This window comes from Undibacterium sp. KW1, from assembly GCF_009937955.1.
Taxonomy (GTDB): domain Bacteria; phylum Pseudomonadota; class Gammaproteobacteria; order Burkholderiales; family Burkholderiaceae_D; genus Undibacterium.
On record NZ_AP018439.1, the window covers coordinates 1,837,914 to 1,853,197 of the forward strand.

Here is a 15,284-nt window from a genome sequence, read left to right on the forward strand (position 1 = left end):
CTCGTGTCTGGACTTATCCGTAATTTCCTGACGGTCATACTGGCCCTGTTTGCTTGCTGCATAGTCCGCCGCCGTGCAACTGCAAATGCTACTGCAGGTGACCGTGTGACTTCGTATTTCTGGATCACGCCATGGGATACTGGCATCAGGACTTTGAAGAGTGAAAAATACTTCCAGTTCGCAGAATCAGCACAACTGGACTTTGTCATCAAAACCGCTTTGTTGCGCCCCATGCTGAGTAGCGGAACGGCTTTTGTCAATGTATCGCAACTGGCCAGTTTCATGAAACCCATGCAAATTTTCCAGAGAGTGCGGGTCGAGACGCGCATCATGCATGCAGATGAAAAATGTGCATATTTTTCACATGCATTCTACGCAGGTGATGCGCTACATGTTGAGCCACATGCTGAACTACTGGTCAAAATGAAATTCAAACGCGGGCGCTTAACGGTAAGCCCATTTGAATTGCTGGGCTTGCGTTTTGACGAGCCACCTGCGCAGCTCTTGGCCTGGGAGCAGGCGATGGCGGCAATGACATCAGTGCGAAACGCATCGCAATAAAATTACCGTCCGCCAGACACATCAACAAAACTGCCAGTGATATAAGAAGCCGCATCACTCAACAAAAAACTGATGGTAGATGCCACTTCTTCCGGTGCTCCACCGCGCAACATGGGTACATTGGTTTTCAGTCTTTCTACCCGGTTCGCCTCGCCTCCATCGGCGTGCATGGTGGTGTGTATCAACCCAGGCCGCACGCTGTTGACACGTATGCCTTCAGCCGCCACTTCTACCGACAAGCCCTTGGTCAGGGTATCTATGGCCCCCTTGGTCGCCGCATAATCAATGTATTCAAAAGCTGAACCAAGACGTGCCGCAGCTGAAGAGACATTGACGATGGCGCCGCCTTTGCCTCCGTGCCTGGTTGACATGCGTTTCACCGCTTCGCGGCAGCATAGAAAATAACTGGTGACATTGGTAGTGAGCAGGCGGTTGATGCGCTCTGCCGTCAAGTCTTCCAGGCGGCATTGCTGCATGAGTATGCCAGCATTATTGACCAGCGCATCGAGCTTGCCGAGCCGCGCATCTATTTCATTGAACAGGCGTACGACCTCTGTTTCAATGGCAACATCAGCTTGCAGGGCAATCGCCGTACCGCCTTGCGCCTCTATCTCTTGCACGACTTGCTGTGCCGCTTCATGATTGTGCAGGTAGTTGATGCAGACGACATAACCGGCAGCGGCCAGTTGCTTTGCCGTAGCGGCACCTATGCCGCGGCTACCACCTGTGACCAATGCTACTTTAGCGGTTTTTGTCATGACGACTCCTTCTTAAATTATCCATCAAGAACGCATAAAATATATCATCCAGCTATGGTAACCGGGATGAAAAATCTTCGCTGACAGAGTGGACTTAGAGCGGGAAAGGAGTTGGGAGGGGAGGTGGTGCGCATGACGCACCCTACTGAATCGCATCCCTTGCAGTTGCGAGGGATGCTGTGCGCTGTGGACAATTAACCTTTACTACGTGCTTCTATCACTTCCCATTTTTCCAGTGCTTCGAGTAATTGCTCGTCAATTTCAGCGTGGCGAGCATTCAAGAGATTGGCTTGCTCCGGGCCGTTTTTATACAGATTGGCATCGGCCAGTTTTTCGGTGATGGAAGCCTGCTCGGCTTCCAGAGAAGCGATCAGTTTGGGCAATTCTTCCAGTTCACGCTGCTCTTTGTAGCTGAGCTTTTTCGGCTTGGCTGCTGCCGGCGCACTCATGGTCGATACTGCTGCCACGCTTGGTTTTTGCTCGGTCTTCGCTGCTTTGGTAACCGGCACTGTGCTGCGATAGCGTTCCCAGTCGGTATAGCCACCAATAAATTCACGCCACTGTCCTTCGCCTTCAGCAACGATAACCTGAGTCACCACATTGTCGAGGAAAGTGCGGTCATGGCTGACCAGGAAAACGGTGCCAGTATATTCTTCCAGCAATTCTTCCAGCAACTCCAGCGTGTCGATATCCAGATCATTAGTCGGTTCATCCAGCACCAGCGCGTTGGCTGGCTTGGCAAACAGGCGGGCCAGCAACAGGCGGTTGCGTTCACCACCAGACAATGATTTAACCGGAGAACGTGCGCGTTCAGGGGCGAACAAAAAGTCGCCCAGATAAGACATCACATGCTTGCGTTGACCATTCACTTCTACCCAGTCACTACCTGGGGCGATTGTGTCCGCCAGGCTGGCTTCTTCATTCAATTGCGCACGCATTTGATCAAAGTAAGCGATCTGCAATTTGCTGCCTTGCTTGATGGTGCCACTGTCCGGTTCATCCTGCCCCAAAATCAGTTTCAGCAAGGTAGTTTTACCGGCACCATTTTGACCGATGAGACCAACCTTGTCGCCACGCAAAATAATGCTGGAGAAATCATCGATGATGACTTTCTCGCCAAAGCGCTTGCTGACGTTTTCCAGTTCTGCCACGATCTTTCCTGAGCGTTCACCAGAGCCTACATCCAGTTTGACCTGGCCTTGCTGTTCACGGCGGGCGCTACGTTGCAGGCGCAATTGTTCCAGGCGCTTGACGCGGCCTTCATCACGCACGCGGCGGGCTTTGACGCCTTTGCGTATCCAGATTTCTTCCTGCGCCAAAAATTTGTCAAACTTGGCGTTTTCCACTTCTTCATTTTCCAGCAAGTCTGCCTTGCGGGTCTGGTAAGTCGTGAAATTGCCAGGGAAAGAAGTCAGCTTGCCGCGATCCAGTTCTATGATGCGGGTCGCTACATTATCCAGAAAACTACGGTCATGGGTAATGAACAGCACGCTGCCTTTAAAGTCTTTCAGCAGGGCTTCTAGCCATTGTATCGATGAAAAATCCAGGTGATTGGTTGGTTCATCGAGCAGCAGTACATCCGGTGCGCTGACCAAGGCACAGGCCAGGGCCACGCGCTTTTTCATACCGCCCGACAAAGTGCCCATGATCGCGTCTTTTGACAGGTTCAGCTTGTCCAGCGTAGTTTCTACCTTGTTACCCAGACTCCAGGCATCAGCCGCATCCAGTTTTACCTGTATGTCATGCATGCGCTCCATCAGGGCGTCATCATTGTCACCGCCAAACTGGCCAGTCAGTGCTTCATATTCCTGCAACAGGGCAGGCAGCTCACCCAGACCGGAAGCCACAGCGTCGAATACGCTGAGTTCCATGTCAAATTGCGGTTCCTGCTCAACATAGGCGATCTGTATGCCTTGCTGCATGACCAGCAAGCCGTCATCAATCTTGGACGTGCGGGCAATGATCTTCAGTAAAGAAGACTTGCCAGTACCATTGCGCCCGATCAGGCCTACACGTTCGCCTGCCTCTATGGAAAACTCTGCATGATCGAGCAGAGCAACGTGACCGAATGCCAATTGGGCATCGCTTAATGAGATAACTGCCATAAAACCCTGTGGAACCGGCATCATGGAGATGCGCGGACATAAATTGGAGAAAAGCAGTATTGTACGCTAGGGGGCACCTAAACTCATCTGCTGAATTGATTGTTGGCCCAAGCTCAGGTAAGATGGCGGGCTGATTGAGAAATGCACAAGCAAATCCGGGCATTTTTCACCGTGTCTCGCCGTAGTTCAATGGATAGAACGTATGCCTCCTAAGCGTAAGATACAGGTTCGATTCCTGTCGGCGGGACCAGTTGCACATTCAGCAAACCATCAAAAACAGCAGAAAATCTAGTTAAATCAACGAGTTAAGTGAATTTTTAACTGTCCTTCTATTCTGCAAAATCCCGATAAATAACTATATTTTAGTTCTGTCTTTACACCGGATTTACACCATAATTACACCAGCATTTATTTTTGGGGTGATATATGGCTAGCTATACCAAACGTCAGGGCGCTTGGCGGGCTCAGGTTGTGATTAAGGGTATTCGACAAAATAAGACTTTTGCAACAAAAGCGCAAGCTATTGCCTGGGCGACGCAGGTTGAGGTAGATATCAGAAATAACCTGGTAACTGGCACGGTCCATGGTAAGACGTTGGAAGATGCTTGCCGCCGCTATGAGAAAGAAGTGTCACCTACCAAGCGTGGCCACCAGTGGGAAGTGAAGCGCCTCACCTGGATGTGTGACTATCAAGTATTCGGAAAGCGCCTCGGCGACTATGAGCTGGTGAACATCACCCCGGAAGTGCTGGGCAAATTCCGCGACATGCGCCTGGCGGGCACGCCTGAATGGCGGGCGGTGACCGGATCCACCTTTAACCGCGACCTTAATCTGCTGAGTAATGTATTTCACACTGCGGTCAAGGAATGGCAGTGGATTGTGCAAAGCCCCACACGTAACGTCAGGCGGCCTAAAGAATCACCTTCGCGTGACAGGTTGATATCGGATGATGAGATTGAGCGCATCAGCGTCAATCTGGGCTTTGATTTTCGGCCGGTGACGACCAAAAAACAGGCTGCTGGGGCTGCATTCTTATTTGCTATCGAGACAGCAATGCGCCAGGCGGAGATTTGTAGCCTGACCAACAAGTCGATCAAGGGGCGAGTCGCCCATCTGGATAGTACAAAGAATGGCTCAGAGCGTGATGTGCCCTTGTCGAAGGTAGCGCGGGAGATATTGGTCTGCCTGCCGGTGCAAGAAAAAGATGATGTCCCTCTGTTTTTGCAGACGCCGCCAAGGCTAAGCGCTATCTTTGCCAAGGCAACAGCCCAATGCCTGATTGAAAATCTCACCTTTCACGACACTCGCCATGAAGCCATCACGCGCCTAGCCAAGAAACTGAACGTGCTAGACCTGGCGCGCATGGTGGGGCATAAGGACTTGCGCATGCTGCAAATTTATTACAACGAGACTGCAGAAAACATGGCTGACAGGCTGGATTAGTGTTTCTCTTTGTATTTTTCCACCCAGGAGATGACCTCGGTGGCTTTATATAAGGGCTGGCCTTTGTGTCCCTTGGCAGAGGGAAGGCGCACCGCGCGCGGGAAATCAGGCAAGCAGGCCAGCCGTTCGCGAACCGTTGCCGGGTCGCGCTTGATGTACTCGGCTATCGTGCTGATGTCCCACATGTCAATGCTCAGCGGAATGGCTGGCTTGATGTGCCTTGCCACCGCACTGGCCAGGCGTTCAATAAGATCTGGTTCGTTTGTGTTCATGCTGTCCTCGATATCTTTTGTGTGTCTGTAGAGAACTCCACCATTGCGGCAATAAAGTCCTTCCACTCATGTCTTGTGAAATTCAGTGAAAGGGCTTGCTCGTCTCCCTCCCAAAGACCGCAGGCTTCGAGCGTCTGGCCTTCATGGTTCCACCAGGCTCCGCGAATTGATGTGCCCCAGTTCAGCCGCCCTGCAAAAAATGACATGTTGATCATGAGTAGGTACCATCGGTAATCATCTTCGTTTTCTGTGTAGCGGATGATTGTTTGGTTGCTGATTGCGGCGCAAACTTCCAATGCTTTGCGGGCAAACATCTCGCCTATATCGCTGTCGTAGGTCGTAAAGCAAAAAATGTAGTCGGCTAAAAATGCAGATCGGCTCATTTCATCATCCAACTCGCATTGAATGCGGTAGCTGTTTTCAAGCAGATTCTTGTAGTTACCTGTTTTATCTTGGCTCATGCCTTATTCTCCGGAAATCCATTGTGTTCAATGCCATCAAGCAAACGACCAGCGGCCTTTTTGCCTACACGAAAAATCTGCATAGCGTCGGTTCCCTGCAAGAATGATATGGGCTCAGTGATGTCATGTGTTGAGCCATCAATATGTAGCACGGTTGTTGGTACTGTGCATTTACGGCCGTAGATGTCATCCAGATCGCTTTGATCCTCATGGGGCTCTGCTATCCTGCGGGATTGATACAGCGCGTTGCACTCGCCTTCCAGCATTTGGCTGATTGGTTTCCATTCGCCCCATTGTTTAAAATGGAAGGTGGTGCTGGTTGCCTGGCATTGATCGCGCAAGTTCCTAACCCATGTGGGATGTTTTGGTCTGGCGTATGGGCCTGATTCGCCTCCTGCGATTATCCATTCGGGCAACAGTTTAGCCGGTATTTGCCCCAGGTCGCCAAGGGCTGGCTCATAGCTCCAGAATCGAATAGGTGCTGGAATGGCTTTAAGCTTGGGTGCATCGCGCAGCATTTCGGTTCTGTTGACGATGCTTGCGCCTAACCAGACATTGGCTGGCCAGCCCCGCTTTGGGCAAGTCCAGCTATATGGTGCCATGCTCTCGACATTGCCTATGCGCTTTGTGAGCAGCAGCCAGTCAAGATTCGGCGTTGCGGCAATCAGTTCAAACAGATCAGCGCGCCAATCATCTGACACTGCGTTGTCGAATACATCTGCAAGGCTGGCGCAAAAGACGCGCTGGCGGTGTCCATGCTTAGCAAAAAAATCTTCATGCGCTGCATTCCAAGCCAATGGTTTTTGCCAGTTGCTTTTACTGGTGCGGCGACGTGGCGCGCCTGGTCCCCAGTTGATCGCAGTGCCGCCTGCAAATCGCGCATTGCGCGTCTCTGCATAGCAATGATCGCAGCCTGGGCCTACTTTTTGGCAGCCTTCCCAGGGGTTGAAGGTGTGGTCGCACCATTCTATTTTTGTGTTTTCGCTCATTCTCACTTCCTCCCGTTGATTTCGTCGCAAACTTCTTCAGCAAACCTGATTCCCATAGCAGCAACCTGTATTGCTTCCTTGCGCATTTTTTCCAGATCCCGGCGTTTCTGATTCACTTTCACTTCATCCCAGAGTTCGTCAACTTCTTCTTTGAGAATAGAAAATCCTTCATGGGCGCTGTTGAACGGTGGCCAAGATGCGCGGGCGTTTGCAATTTCGTGGCGCGCCGCTTCGATTGCTGGTGACTGCCGTGTATTCCATTTGCGGACTGCTGTTTCTTCGTCGGCGTCAGCAATGCAAACGCGGCATTTATCACATTGAATTGTCCAAAATGAATTGGCAGTGATGCATTTGTCCGCGTTCATGGTGGCTTTGCCGTTGCAAAACGGGCAGACGTCCAAGTGTAGTTTTCTCATATTGCCCTCCTAAAAGTCTTCGTTAGTTATTTTCTGGCTATACCCTTGCTTTTTATCCAGCGAGAAAGCCCATCATTTGTAGCTAGTTTTAAAACGCAACGCCCATCTTTCATATAAACAGCCAGGCCTAATTCAACTAGTCTCTTTGCGCTGTTTTTGTTTGTGCGGCCATCTCTGAAGAATTGGTATGCTCTCAGGCGTATGCGTGGAGGCCAGGACTCAGGAGTGTCGGGGTCTAGCATGCGACCCTCCTAAAAGTCTTCGTCAATTGTTTATCCACCGCAAATCCCCTGCGCAGCGCCAGCCGGGCCAGCAAGGCGCGGTCGTGGTGGCTGGCGGGGCTTTGGCGTAGCAGGCCAAAGTAGCTATTTGCCGTGGTGTGAAAATCTGCGTCCGGTGCCGCACGCATGCGGGCCTGGGCTTCGTGTACTGTCCTGCGGCGGGTGGTCGTGTGCCATGGCTTGATGACGTGGCCGACAAAATCTACTCCTCGAGTAACTGGCTGCAGGATGGTTTTGCTGTGGTTCAGCCTTGCGCCCAGGTTGGCGGGCAGCCAGGCGTCTATCTTTGCCAGTGCATCATTGAGCCAGGCTGCTGAGTCGTGCAGAATGATGAAGTCATCGACGTAGCGTATGTAATGCCTGGCGCGTAGCTGGTGCTTGGCGTACTGGTCCAGCGTGTCCAGATAGACATTCGCAAAGAACTGGCTGGACAGGTTGCCGATAGGCAGACCCAGATGCGCCGGCTGATTTGTCAGGCGTTTGTGTGCCGGTACCAGCGACGCCAGTTGCGCAGCGCCGCGCAGCTCAAAATTCTGACGCGGGTCGTGCCACAGGATGGTGTTGGCCAAGTCAATCCAGAAAGGTTCATCGATGCGCTTTGCGAGCTGCTGTTGCACGATGGATTTATCGATCTGCACAAAGAAGTTGGCAAGGTCCATCTTGAGATAGTACGTAGGCTTAGACCAGTTCTGCGATGCGCTGCGGATTTTGGCCTCTAATCGCTTGGCGGCATACAGCGTGCCGCGCCCTGGTATGCATGCGCAGCTATCCGCAATAAAGCTGGCGTAAAAACGCGGGGCGATGTGGTTGTACAGCAGGTGATGCACAATGCGGTCGCGGAAGTCTGCCGCCCATACCTCGCGGGCTTTGGGCTTGGTGACAACAAAACAGATGGACTTGCCGGGCGCGTAGGTGCCTGCGGCCAGTTCGCCGTGCAGCTTGATCAGATTGCGTTCAAGGTCTGCTTCAAATGCCAGCGCGCTAGGCGTGTTGCGCTTGCTTTGGCGACAGTCGAAGTAGGCTTGTACCAGTGATTCAAAAGTAAAATTTTGCATGGTTTTACTCGCAAAGTCCGTATGCAGATGAGCAAACAGTAAGGTCTTCAGCAGGACCAAGCAAATCAAACTGCTTGCCGCCGCGTGTTGTTTTTGCCCACTGAATAACCTGATAGATGTTGTTATCGTTTGAGTACTGTCTTTTGTTGGCGACGACTACCTTGCCGGATGGTGCTGGCATAAACGTCGCGGCCTGACGTTTGCTGCATAAGGCAACGAGCTGCTCCCACGTAAAGATTCTGTTGATGTGGGCAATGAACCTGGCTGCAATTTGTGCAAGTTCATGTTTGCTTGCGTTTACGCAAGGCATGCAACCTACTCGACTCATATCTTGTAAGTAGAGTGGGTTTGGTTTTACCCCGTGCTGGCGGCAAATCTCAAACACCTGATCAGCAGTGTTATCAACAATGGGGCGATAGATGTACAGGCCGCCGCCAACACTCTCAAATTTCTTGGCATCCTTGCGGTTTTCAGATTCATCGCGCCGGATGCCTTGCCATGAAACGACTGTGTAGCCTTGCTCCATCAGCGAAAGCTGAAATTCAACAGCAATATTTCTCTTCAGTTCTTCCGTGCAAAACTGGGCTTTACGACTTGGGAACCGGCCTTTCCACATGCATAGATCAAGGAATGGATTTCCTGTTGGATAGAGTACTGATAGTGCTCTGCGCTTGGCTTTGTTTGTCCAGCGCAAGCGGCGCCCACTGCCGATTTTTACCCGCTTCTGCACAGGCTCTACAACCCCTTTGCGCTTATTCAGTTTGGTGACGATGTTGCCAAAACCGTCGCGCTTCCATACAGGATTTCCATCATCATCAAATACTGCGACAGTGTCATACACGCGCTTGTTGCGAACATCGTTGGCGATGAATGTGCGCTTTTCGGCAATCTGGGTATCAAAGTTTGCTTTTAGGCGCAGGATGTATACACCTGTAACTTGTTCCAGATAGTCCAAGTATTTATAGACTTCTTCGTGTTCGTTCCCTGTGTCGCAAAAAATGGCAATGACGTTATCTACACCAAGGCGGTCAATGGCAATCAGTAAAGTTGCTGCACTATCTTTGCCGCCGGAAACCGATACAACGTGGATTATCCGGCGATGTGGTTTTGGGTATATTAAAAACCCAGCATAGCCCTCGGTGGTGCCATTTTTATCTGCGGACGGCGCGAGCCCTGTACTCGTTGCTCTTGTGGTTGTTGTTCTGGTTGCCATTGTTGAAGTTCTGCATCCATGCGTAGTCGGGGTTGCCCGCGTTCTGCGGTAATTCATGCTATCCACGTCACTACACCGAAGGCTTGGCCGATCAGTGTGGCAACTGCGCCAGACCTGCCAGCATGGGCTGGTGGTATCTGCGGTGCGCTTGGCGGTGGGCCGTGTTCTACCCAGCGGCATGACCAGATTTAAATAATGAGTTCTGACGAGGCTGCCTTGACACCCTCGTATCTGACTCTGGTGCTACTGCGGACTTCTTCCACCCGTTTGCCTGTTTACCTACGTCATCTGTCAATTGCACTGCCTCTGCATACTGTTTAGTTGATATAAAGCGCATGTCTTTACATAGGCGAAACAGTATTTCTGCGGCGTGGACTTGCTCCAGCAATTTCGATAGATAGACGGTCTTGTCCTGGGCTGCATTGGCATTGGCTATAAGGACAATGTTCTGCAAGCACAGACTGCGAATTTCGCCACCAATCGAGCCCTTAAAATCTTTGGGCATATTTTTGGTGATGTTGGTCGCCAGCTTCAGAAGCTCGTAAGCTTCTTTGTAAATAGGTAAATCGTGGTGTAGGGCCATGCTGTAAAAAAAGTTTCGGGCTTCGCCCTGGTTAAGAAGCGACTAAATTATTGAATTACTCAATAATTAATCTGCGGACGGCGCGAGCCCTGTACTCGTAGCTCTTGCGGTTGTCGTCCTGGAGGCCATTGCCGAAGCCCTGCACCCATGCGTAGTCGGGGTCGCCCGCGTCCTGCTCACCAGACCAGTAGTAGTACGGCTCAAACTGCTCTTTGGCATTAGCAAACAGCAGGGATTGTTCGCTGCGTGTAGGCAGCTCGCCGCCCACTGAGGATGCCCAGGCTTTGGCCGCTTCCCAGTTCAGCTTGTTGGCTGGCTTGGCTTCCAGCAAAAACAGGTGGTGATCTGGCTGGCCGTCTTTGCCCAAAATCAGGCCTGCATAAATCTCGCCTGGCTTGAGATTTTCTTGCATCCATTGCGCTTTGCTCATGGCAATCATCCTTAAAAAAATTTGAATCGGGCTACGCCCGGTGATGGTGAAATTATTGAATTACTCAATAACTAATAATCTGCGGACGGCGCGAGCCCTGTACTCGCCGCTCTTGCGGCTGAGGTCCTGGTAGCCATCGCCGAAGCTCTGCATCCATGCGTAGTCGGGGTTGCCCGCGTCCTGCGTAGATGTCCAGTACCACGCTGGCTCAAAAGCCTCCGCGCCACCCGCCTGAAAGGCTGTGTCAGCCGTCTGCGCGGGCAGGTCGCGTGAATAGGCGTAACCAGGTGGTACGCTGCTGGGGTTGTCGCCGCGCCAGCAGTAATTATCGTTGCCGGTTGGTTTCAGGTTGCGGTAGCAGATTTCCAGTTCGTCACGGCTGGGCAAGTACCAGTCGCTCAGGCCGTAGATACTCATGCTGAGCAGGCGCTGCGCCAGTTCGCTACCTGCCTCGGCCATCGCTTTGGTGTTGGCAAGGCCATCAAAAAAGCTGAGGCTATTGGCTGCGGCGGCATCTTTGTGCCAGGCGGCTTCGACTTCGCCGGCTGCCTTTGGCGCGACGATGATGGCGTACTGTTCGCCATTGATGTTGATGCGGCCAGCATAAAAACCGCCAGCGTAGGGGGTGCCGGGTATGGTGGGTGTTTGTTTGACTGCTGTGTCCATGGTTGCTCCTGTTGTGGTTGTGGTGCTTGGGTTAGGCTGCTTGGTAAATGTGCTGCTCATGTTTGAAATTGGCCTCAATCAAAGCCCGGGCCAGTGGTGGGCAGACGCTGTTGCCGATCATGCGCACCTGGGCTGTTTTTGATAAAGGCTTGCCGTTGACGACCGGGTCAAGGATGTAGTGGTCTGGAAAGCCTTGCGCCCGTGCCAGCTCACGCGGGGTCAGCATGCGCATGCCGATATCGACAATGGCGTATCCTCACCCTTGATGGTGACCAGGCCTAGCCGGTCTTTGCAGGGCACTGTGTGCATGGGTTCGCGCACGTCTTGCCATTGACCGCCTTCGCCGTAATACTTGACCAGGAATGCGCGTACTTCGCCATGGTGGGTGCCGCCTGCGCTGATGGTGTGCAGGGGTTCGTCAGTCGGCTGGCCTGTGTTGGTACCGCGCAGTTTGACCAGGCTGCTGGCAATCAGTTGTGTTTTGCCGCTGCCGCCTGCAGTAATGGTGCCCACTGGCGCATCTACGTCAGCGCCGGCACTGTTGCCGAACTCGCGCACCAGGTTGGCGGTGACGACAGAGTGATGGTCTGCTGTGGTGACTGTACCAAATGGTACTTCGACGCTGGTACCAACTACGCCGCCGTAGTGTTTGGCGAGCATGGCGGATACGATGGCTGCACCATTGCCACTTGCAAGCACCGTCTGCATTGGCTGTGTCACTTCGCGTACGCCAGAGCCCCAGCGCTTTGCGCCAGAAGGGGATTCTTCGCCGTGGGCTAAGGTCACTGAAACGGCGGCGAAGTGCCCGCCTTTGACCTGGGCGCATTGGGTGCGTAGCGGTTCATCGGCGGCAAAATTGCGCTGTGTCGATGCATTGGCATGCTCAGTGATAAATGGTGCAACGGTCGCTTGTACAACTGAAAATCCTGGGCTTGATGTGACTGTGCGCAGTGGGTCGTTAATATCCCAAGCGTTGGGCCCTCTGCCTGTTGTCTTGCTGTTTGCAACATTGATGATTACCGGTTCGACCATGCCAAACCGTGGCGCCCCAGCCATTACCGTATGCAGTGGGCTGTCTGTCTCTTGGCCTACACTGTTTTCAGAAAACTTCACAATAAACGGATCTGCACTTTGCACCACAAATTTCATGATGCCCTTTGCGATGCGGCGCAAGGTTGCATCCTTTAATGGGCGCTTACGTTCAAAGATAGAAGGGCAGGGGATGGACCAGTCTATGCACTGGGCAGCGGTGCGCCATGGCAGCAGCTTGCCAGCCTTGACTGCATCGGTCTTTGGGTCGCCGTGGGTCGCATCTGGCCATACAATGGGCAAGCCATCGCGGCGGGCAAAGACAAATAGGCGTTTGCGGATGGTTGGTGTGCCATAGTCGCAGGCGCGCATGATGCGGTGTTCTACCTTGTAGCCCAGTCCAGCATGCAGGCGTTCTACCGGAAAATCAGCGCCAAGTGCTTCGTAAATTTCTTCCACGTCTGGATGGTCTTTTGCCACGCCAGTGGACAGTGCATCGATAAAAGCGGCGAACGTGCGGCCTTTCTCTGCCTTGATAGGTTTGCCCTCGTCGTCCAGTGGGCCCCAGTCGCGGAATTCTTCCACATTTTCTAGCGCGATACAGCGGGGCATTTGCAATGCTGCCCATTTCAGTGTCACCCATGCCAGACCGCGAATACCTTTTTCGCGTGGCTTGCCGCCCTTGGCCTTGCTGTGGTGCTTGCAGTCTGGGCTGAACCATGCCAGGCCGATAGGCTGCTGGGCAGTGACAAAGCCGGGATGAATGGCAAACACGTCTTCACGGTAATGCGCAGTCGTGGGGTGGTTGGCCTCATGCATGGCCAGCGCTTCGCCATCGTGGTTGATCGCGATATCGACGGCGCGGCCAAAGGCTTGTTCGATGCCTTCGGACGCGCCGCCGCCGCCAGCGAAGTTATCGACGATGAGTTCGTGGCAAAAGCCTAGTGGGATGGTGTATTGATCGCGTTTCATGCTGCAATGACCTCAATCTCAAACACATTGTCGTTTTCAATGCGGGCTTCAACAGCTTGCAAGGCTTTGTTGTAGTCGCCATTGCTGACCAGTTCGCATTGCTGGTCGTGTAAGTAAAGGGCATCGCGCACCGCCTGTATGCCTTCGCCATCCAGACGCCATTTGCCTGTTTTTTGATTGCGAATGTAGGCGCGTACAAGCGCTTCCTGCCCGCGAATGAATACATCTTGATGCTCAATGCCATAGCCATCTTCTGCCAGCAATAGTGCTGTATTGACGCTGTTGGTGACATTGGCCCAGTCGTCTGCTGTTGGCACTGCATTGGAAAGTAGTGCCTCGAAAGCCTGACGACCATACATACGGGTTTTGAGCAATTCTTCGTCTGACAAAGGGCTTGCTTGCACATTGCGGGCGTATTGCTGTTGTAAAACCCATAGCCCACCTGTTGGGTTGCTGTGCCAGTTGCGGCGCTGGGTGTGATGCTTGGCTCTGGAATTTTTGCTCATGCTGCTGACTCCTTCGCTTTTTTCTCACGCAATGCAATCTCACGATCCAGATACCATCTGGCCTTTTTCAGGTCTTCAATCGAAGCCCCTTTTTCATCTGAGCGCCAGATGTATTTGATGACATTACCCAGGCAGAAGGGCATGTGTTCAGTCACCTGGATACATTCCACGCCACTGGGGTGGCTGGTGTAATGCTTGGGGTGATTAACGTTGTCGTGAGATTGCTTTGTCATTGTCTTTTAGTTGGTGCGGTGGGTGTCCGCACCAGTTCCAGAGTTATTGATTGTTGAACGGATCGCCGAAAAAGAACGGGTTGCCTGTTTTGTCGCGTAGCTCTTGAATGAGCGTCTTGGCAGCAGCTTCCAGCGTTTTATCGCTGCGTATCAGTTCGTAATAGAACGTCAACTTGCCGTCACGCTGGCGGTAGCGCAGGCGCGCATCAATGCGGTAGGCGTCGCCATTCCAAAAAACTGGGATGCCTATGGCGAAGCGTTCAAACATTTGCATATTGGCGATGGTTTGCTGGTCGTCGTCCTGTACAAACGTCATCTGAATGCCGCCGTTTTGTAGACGTATTGCGCTCTTGAAGCGGTTTTCTTGGTTGGCTTCAAAAGACAGGGCCATGTTGAGCATTTGCGCACCAGTTGGCAGCGTGACGTCATCCTGGCTGACAATATCTTTCAGGTTGTCTTCGAGGAACTTGGCAAAGTCTGTTTGCGACATCGGCTGCTTGTTCTGCGAAATCCAGCGGGAATATTCTTCGCTGAACTCTGGGCGGAATTTGGCTTGATGGTCGCGCCAGGCTGGTTGCTTTTCGTCTTCGCCATGGTCGTTGAGGATGGCGATAAAGCTGACCTTGCCCTCTTTGTAGTTTGCCTTGCACCAGATTGTGCTGTCAGCCAGTGAGCCGTGGCGTTTGATGTAATCAATAAAGCTTTCTTTGTCGTCCAGGATGACCCTGGCTTGTTTGCGGCGAGGTGTAGCCAGCAGCTTTTCGTCGTCAAACTCTTTCAGGTTCCAGCCTGGCGGTGTGGCAATGCGGCGCACGTTTGAGTCTGGATTAGAGCCGATTTCAATTGGCGTTTTCATTTCGCGGGCCAGTGTTTCGGCGATGTTGCTTTCAATTTTGTCGAGTGGTGTGTTCATGATTAGGCGGTTTTAAGTGCTGCAGATTGGTCGGGTGCGCCAGCGACTTTCAGATCAAGCTTTTGCTGGTGCGGGTCGTCGGCAACCAGGTTGCCTTCTGGTGTGGCGAACAAGAGGGCTTCCATCAAATCCTCGGCAGGCTTTTTGAGAGCAACTTTTCCGGTGATATTCATGGCGCCACCGCGTGAAGCTTTTTTGACGGTGACAGTCAGCGTGAGCGTGCCGGACTTGCCGCGCTCATCCACGGCCTGAACAAGTTCGCTCATCTTGTCGCTGGCCATGTCGATAAAAACACCACCGCCAATGTGGCGCAGGGTGTCGGTGATAGGTCGGATAGACATTGTTTCTCCAATTGGTTGGGTGGGTGGGTCGGTGCTGCAAAAATCGAGCGCTTCGCG

Annotated in this window: 19 protein-coding genes and 1 tRNA gene; 3 read left to right on the forward strand and 17 right to left on the reverse strand. The window is 52.6% G+C overall.

Annotation, left to right across the window (positions count from 1 at the left end; translation table 11 throughout):
• The first annotated feature begins 3 nt into the window (after positions 1 to 3).
• A complete protein-coding gene (locus tag UNDKW_RS08010; protein ID WP_162058268.1) occupies positions 4 to 561 on the forward strand; it encodes a thioesterase in 558 nt (185 codons plus the stop codon).
• Between the two features lie 2 nt (positions 562 to 563).
• On the opposite strand, the gene UNDKW_RS08015 is transcribed toward UNDKW_RS08010, so the two are convergent.
• The gene (locus tag UNDKW_RS08015) at positions 564 to 1,319 is read right to left on the reverse strand and encodes an SDR family oxidoreductase (protein ID WP_162058269.1); all 756 of its coding nucleotides are present in this window, start codon (positions 1,317 to 1,319) and stop codon (positions 564 to 566) included.
• Positions 1,320 to 1,513: 194 nt separating this feature from the next.
• The gene (locus tag UNDKW_RS08020; RefSeq protein ID WP_162058270.1) at positions 1,514 to 3,424 is read right to left on the reverse strand and encodes an ATP-binding cassette domain-containing protein; all 1,911 of its coding nucleotides are present in this window, start codon (positions 3,422 to 3,424) and stop codon (positions 1,514 to 1,516) included.
• A gap of 175 nt (positions 3,425 to 3,599) precedes the next feature.
• Between UNDKW_RS08020 and UNDKW_RS08025 the strand changes: the two genes are divergently transcribed.
• Both UNDKW_RS08025 and UNDKW_RS08030 read left to right on the forward strand, forming a co-directional pair.
• Positions 3,600 to 3,674 (forward strand) — tRNA-Arg (locus tag UNDKW_RS08025).
• A 176-nt stretch (positions 3,675 to 3,850) separates the two neighbouring features.
• Entirely contained in the window at positions 3,851 to 4,867 is a 1,017-nt protein-coding gene (locus tag UNDKW_RS08030; protein ID WP_162058271.1) for a site-specific integrase, read from the forward strand.
• Here UNDKW_RS08030 and UNDKW_RS08035 read toward each other — a convergent pair.
• From UNDKW_RS08035 to UNDKW_RS08100, 15 genes are all read right to left on the reverse strand, one after another.
• A complete protein-coding gene (locus tag UNDKW_RS08035; protein WP_162040566.1) occupies positions 4,864 to 5,139 on the reverse strand; it encodes a hypothetical protein in 276 nt (91 codons plus the stop codon). The genes UNDKW_RS08030 and UNDKW_RS08035 overlap by 4 nt on opposite strands.
• Positions 5,136 to 5,600, reverse strand: a complete 465-nt coding sequence (locus tag UNDKW_RS08040; protein WP_162058272.1) for a hypothetical protein — start codon at positions 5,598 to 5,600, stop codon at positions 5,136 to 5,138. The genes UNDKW_RS08035 and UNDKW_RS08040 overlap by 4 nt, the downstream gene beginning before the upstream one ends.
• Positions 5,597 to 6,589, reverse strand: coding sequence for a phage Gp37/Gp68 family protein (locus tag UNDKW_RS08045; RefSeq protein WP_162058273.1), 993 nt, complete (start codon positions 6,587 to 6,589; stop codon positions 5,597 to 5,599). Before UNDKW_RS08045 ends, UNDKW_RS08040 begins: the two co-directional genes overlap by 4 nt.
• A gap of 2 nt (positions 6,590 to 6,591) precedes the next feature.
• Positions 6,592 to 7,005 carry a hypothetical protein gene (locus UNDKW_RS08050; protein WP_162058274.1) on the reverse strand — a complete coding sequence of 138 codons (414 nt, stop codon included), beginning with the start codon at positions 7,003 to 7,005 and terminating at the stop codon, positions 6,592 to 6,594.
• Positions 7,006 to 7,240: 235 nt separating this feature from the next.
• Complete coding sequence (locus UNDKW_RS08055; protein ID WP_162058275.1) at positions 7,241 to 8,341, reverse strand: RNA-directed DNA polymerase; 1,101 nt, start codon at positions 8,339 to 8,341, stop codon at positions 7,241 to 7,243.
• A gap of 4 nt (positions 8,342 to 8,345) precedes the next feature.
• Positions 8,346 to 9,554 carry a phosphoadenosine phosphosulfate reductase family protein gene (locus UNDKW_RS08060; protein WP_162058276.1) on the reverse strand — a complete coding sequence of 403 codons (1,209 nt, stop codon included), beginning with the start codon at positions 9,552 to 9,554 and terminating at the stop codon, positions 8,346 to 8,348.
• A gap of 166 nt (positions 9,555 to 9,720) precedes the next feature.
• Entirely contained in the window at positions 9,721 to 10,137 is a 417-nt protein-coding gene (locus tag UNDKW_RS08065; RefSeq protein ID WP_162058277.1) for a four helix bundle protein, read from the reverse strand.
• Positions 10,138 to 10,192: 55 nt separating this feature from the next.
• Positions 10,193 to 10,567: a DUF1566 domain-containing protein gene (locus tag UNDKW_RS08070; protein WP_162058278.1), complete on the reverse strand. Its 375-nt coding sequence runs from the start codon at positions 10,565 to 10,567 to the stop codon at positions 10,193 to 10,195.
• 60 nt (positions 10,568 to 10,627) lie between these two features.
• Positions 10,628 to 11,233 (reverse strand): DUF1566 domain-containing protein, encoded by a 606-nt coding sequence (locus tag UNDKW_RS08075; RefSeq protein ID WP_162058279.1) that lies wholly within the window; start codon positions 11,231 to 11,233, stop codon positions 10,628 to 10,630.
• Between the two features lie 31 nt (positions 11,234 to 11,264).
• Complete coding sequence (locus tag UNDKW_RS31095) at positions 11,265 to 11,465, reverse strand: DNA cytosine methyltransferase (protein ID WP_370529098.1); 201 nt, start codon at positions 11,463 to 11,465, stop codon at positions 11,265 to 11,267.
• The gene (locus UNDKW_RS08080; protein ID WP_370529099.1) at positions 11,453 to 13,234 is read right to left on the reverse strand and encodes a DNA cytosine methyltransferase; all 1,782 of its coding nucleotides are present in this window, start codon (positions 13,232 to 13,234) and stop codon (positions 11,453 to 11,455) included. Before UNDKW_RS08080 ends, UNDKW_RS31095 begins: the two co-directional genes overlap by 13 nt.
• Positions 13,231 to 13,740 carry a hypothetical protein gene (locus UNDKW_RS08085; protein WP_162058280.1) on the reverse strand — a complete coding sequence of 170 codons (510 nt, stop codon included), beginning with the start codon at positions 13,738 to 13,740 and terminating at the stop codon, positions 13,231 to 13,233. The genes UNDKW_RS08080 and UNDKW_RS08085 overlap by 4 nt, the downstream gene beginning before the upstream one ends.
• Positions 13,737 to 13,973 carry a DUF3310 domain-containing protein gene (locus UNDKW_RS08090; protein WP_162058281.1) on the reverse strand — a complete coding sequence of 79 codons (237 nt, stop codon included), beginning with the start codon at positions 13,971 to 13,973 and terminating at the stop codon, positions 13,737 to 13,739. The genes UNDKW_RS08085 and UNDKW_RS08090 overlap by 4 nt, the downstream gene beginning before the upstream one ends.
• A gap of 43 nt (positions 13,974 to 14,016) precedes the next feature.
• Positions 14,017 to 14,886, reverse strand: a complete 870-nt coding sequence (locus tag UNDKW_RS08095) for a DUF2303 family protein (protein ID WP_162058282.1) — start codon at positions 14,884 to 14,886, stop codon at positions 14,017 to 14,019.
• 2 nt (positions 14,887 to 14,888) lie between these two features.
• Positions 14,889 to 15,227 carry a hypothetical protein gene (locus tag UNDKW_RS08100; protein ID WP_162058283.1) on the reverse strand — a complete coding sequence of 113 codons (339 nt, stop codon included), beginning with the start codon at positions 15,225 to 15,227 and terminating at the stop codon, positions 14,889 to 14,891.
• Positions 15,228 to 15,284: the final 57 nt, after the last annotated feature.

What these genes read in the sequence shown, in the direction of transcription:
- UNDKW_RS08040 (WP_162058272.1), bottom strand. Translation starts at nt 5,600, where the DNA reads ATGAGCCAAGATAAAACAGGTAACTACAAGAATCTGCTTGAAAACAGC.
- UNDKW_RS08080 (WP_370529099.1), bottom strand. Translation starts at nt 13,234, where the DNA reads ATGAAACGCGATCAATACACCATCCCACTAGGCTTTTGCCACGAACTC.
- UNDKW_RS08045 (WP_162058273.1), bottom strand. Translation starts at nt 6,589, where the DNA reads ATGAGCGAAAACACAAAAATAGAATGGTGCGACCACACCTTCAACCCC.
- UNDKW_RS08070 (WP_162058278.1), bottom strand. Translation starts at nt 10,567, where the DNA reads ATGAGCAAAGCGCAATGGATGCAAGAAAATCTCAAGCCAGGCGAGATT.
- UNDKW_RS08095 (WP_162058282.1), bottom strand. Translation starts at nt 14,886, where the DNA reads ATGAACACACCACTCGACAAAATTGAAAGCAACATCGCCGAAACACTG.
- UNDKW_RS08100 (WP_162058283.1), bottom strand. Translation starts at nt 15,227, where the DNA reads ATGTCTATCCGACCTATCACCGACACCCTGCGCCACATTGGCGGTGGT.
- UNDKW_RS08075 (WP_162058279.1), bottom strand. Translation starts at nt 11,233, where the DNA reads ATGGACACAGCAGTCAAACAAACACCCACCATACCCGGCACCCCCTAC.
- UNDKW_RS08055 (WP_162058275.1), bottom strand. Translation starts at nt 8,341, where the DNA reads ATGCAAAATTTTACTTTTGAATCACTGGTACAAGCCTACTTCGACTGT.
- UNDKW_RS08065 (WP_162058277.1), bottom strand. Translation starts at nt 10,137, where the DNA reads ATGGCCCTACACCACGATTTACCTATTTACAAAGAAGCTTACGAGCTT.
- UNDKW_RS08060 (WP_162058276.1), bottom strand. Translation starts at nt 9,554, where the DNA reads ATGGCAACCAGAACAACAACCACAAGAGCAACGAGTACAGGGCTCGCG.
- UNDKW_RS08090 (WP_162058281.1), bottom strand. Translation starts at nt 13,973, where the DNA reads ATGACAAAGCAATCTCACGACAACGTTAATCACCCCAAGCATTACACC.
- UNDKW_RS08015 (WP_162058269.1), bottom strand. Translation starts at nt 1,319, where the DNA reads ATGACAAAAACCGCTAAAGTAGCATTGGTCACAGGTGGTAGCCGCGGC.
- UNDKW_RS08030 (WP_162058271.1), top strand. Translation starts at nt 3,851, where the DNA reads ATGGCTAGCTATACCAAACGTCAGGGCGCTTGGCGGGCTCAGGTTGTG.
- UNDKW_RS08020 (WP_162058270.1), bottom strand. Translation starts at nt 3,424, where the DNA reads ATGGCAGTTATCTCATTAAGCGATGCCCAATTGGCATTCGGTCACGTT.
- UNDKW_RS08085 (WP_162058280.1), bottom strand. Translation starts at nt 13,740, where the DNA reads ATGAGCAAAAATTCCAGAGCCAAGCATCACACCCAGCGCCGCAACTGG.
- UNDKW_RS08035 (WP_162040566.1), bottom strand. Translation starts at nt 5,139, where the DNA reads ATGAACACAAACGAACCAGATCTTATTGAACGCCTGGCCAGTGCGGTG.
- UNDKW_RS08050 (WP_162058274.1), bottom strand. Translation starts at nt 7,005, where the DNA reads ATGAGAAAACTACACTTGGACGTCTGCCCGTTTTGCAACGGCAAAGCC.
- UNDKW_RS31095 (WP_370529098.1), bottom strand. Translation starts at nt 11,465, where the DNA reads ATGCGCATGCTGACCCCGCGTGAGCTGGCACGGGCGCAAGGCTTTCCA.